Genomic DNA, 2293 nt, shown 5'->3' with positions numbered 1-2293 from the left:
GTCGACCCGCTCGGCCATGACACCCGGACTGAATGGGATTTCAGTCACAAAACCGCCGAAACCGACCCGCTGGGCCGGACCACCACATATGAATACAGCCCTTACGGCGAGCTGACCGGCGTCATGTTACCGACCGGAGAAATCACCACTTACGATTACAATGAATACGGCCAGCTTACCCGGGTCACTCAGCCGGATGGGGCCCGCTGGCGACTGCATTACAGCGCACAGGGGAACCTGACCAGCGTTATCGACCCCCAGGGCCGGGTTGAAGAGACCCGTTACGGCCCGCGCGGGGAAATCCTGCGCCAGGTCTTGCCCGACGGCCGCACCTGGCGCTACGGCTATGAACGGCAACAGCTCAGTGACATTCAGGCCCCGGACGGTGCCCTGACCCGGTTTGACACCGACGGCCTGGGCCGGCTGCTGCGGGTCACCGACGCGTTACATCAGCAGACCCACTACCACCACAGCCCGTTTCATGCCAGCCCGGCGGGCAGTGTCAGCGAGATTTGCTTACCGGACGGCCTCCGGCAGACGATTGACTACGACAGCGAGCGCCGGGTCTCGGCGGTGACCGACGGAGAAGGCCGGACCACCCGCTATACCTATGACGCCTTTGACCGGCTCAGCCACCTCACCCGCCCGGATGGCACCGCCCTGACCTTTGGCTACGACCGGCTGACCCGCCTGAAAACCATGACCAACGAAACCGGCGACACCTACCATTACACCCGTGACCCGGCCGGCCGGGTTATCAGCGAAACCGATTTTACCGGCCGGACCATTCATTATCAGTATGACGCCGCCGGACGCCGCCTCACCGCCCGTTACCCCAATCACCAGCTGCTGCGCTGGTGTTACACCGACGACGACCGCATTACCCGCCAGGAAGCGTGGCAGGAAGAGGCCGACCGGTGCACGTTATGCTCGGTCACCACCTACGACCACGACGCGCAGGGACGGCTGGTCCGGGCCACCAACCCGGACGCGGAGGTGGCGTTTGCATACGATGAGGCCGGCCGCCTGACCCAGGAGACGATTAACGGGCGTGCCGTCAGCCATCAGTGGGACCCGCGAAGCGGCCTGCCCGCCGGCCGCCAGGTGGACACCCTGCCCGCGGTCAGCTGGTACTACGGCCTCAACGGCCGGCTGATGCAGTGGCAGCTTGACGGCCATGCCCCGTTGCAGATGCAGCATGACGGGCTGGGCCGGGAAATCGCGCGGGAAAGCGCCGCCGGTTTTATTCAGTCACAGGCTTACACCCCGGTGGGGCTGCTGGCCCATCAGACCGCCGGACGCAGCTCCGACTGGTTCAAACAGACCCTGTACGAGGCCGACCCGCATTTCCCGCCGCGCGGCAGCGCGGTGACCCGCCACTGGCATTACACCCCGGCCTACAACGTGGCCTGCATTGAAGACCCCCGCTGGGACGAGACGCGCTACGGCTACAATGCCAATGACCAGGTGGTGACCGCGCAGTTTGGCGGCCCGCGGGCCTGTGACGAACAGTTTGTGTATGATGCCGGCCGGCACCTGCATTACCAAAAACGGGTGCCGGAACGGCTCAGTCAAGACCTGCGCCAGAGTTACCACACCCAGCAGGCGGGGCGGGTGATTCAGCACGGCGCCTGCGCTTATCGTTACGATGAAAACGGGCGACGGACAGAGAAAACCGAACAGCGCCGGGGCTACCGGCCGCGGACCTGGCGCTACCGCTGGGATGCGCAAGACCGGCTGACCGGGGTTATCAGCCCGGAAGGGACGCGCTGGCGTTATGGCTATGATGCCTTCGGGCGACGGATTAGCAAGCGGAAGGAGACAGACACCGCCGGACCGCCGGTGAAACCGACCGCGATAATCGGCTATGATTACCAGTGGAGCGGCGAGCAGCTGATTGAAGAGACGCCGGTGTATGCGGATGGCACTGTCGGGTATGAACAGAGCATTCACTGGCTGTATGAGCCGGGTGCCCTGACCCCTTCGGCCCGGTTTGAAAAAGGCCAGCTGTACTATGTAGTGAGTGACCATCAAGGGACCGTGCGGGAAATTCTGACCGAAGCAGGGGAACTGATCTGGGCCGGTCGACTGCTCACCTGGGGCGAGCCGGAATGCTGGCCGGTGCTGACGGTCAATGACCCGCGGAACCTGACGTGTCATCTCAGGTTCTGTGGGCAATACGAAGACGAGGAAAGCGGTTTATTTTATAATCGGCACCGTTATTACGAGAGGGAAACAGGCCAGTACTTATCGCCAGATCCGCTAAACTTAAGGGGTGGCGTAAGTCCTTATA

General features: G+C 63.1%; 1 protein-coding gene. It reads left to right on the top strand.

All coding sequences use genetic code 11. The annotated features are described in order from the left end of the window. Window positions 1–2293 (top strand): RHS repeat protein (locus tag AACQ38_RS23600; protein WP_165579227.1); only part of this gene is annotated, 2293 nt, incomplete at both ends.

This window comes from Photorhabdus sp. RW14-46 (genome assembly GCF_963887965.1).
GTDB classification, from domain to species: Bacteria; Pseudomonadota; Gammaproteobacteria; order Enterobacterales; family Enterobacteriaceae; genus Photorhabdus; species Photorhabdus laumondii.
The sequence above is the reverse complement of the archived record's forward strand: the minus strand, read 5'-3'. Positions and strand labels throughout refer to the sequence as shown.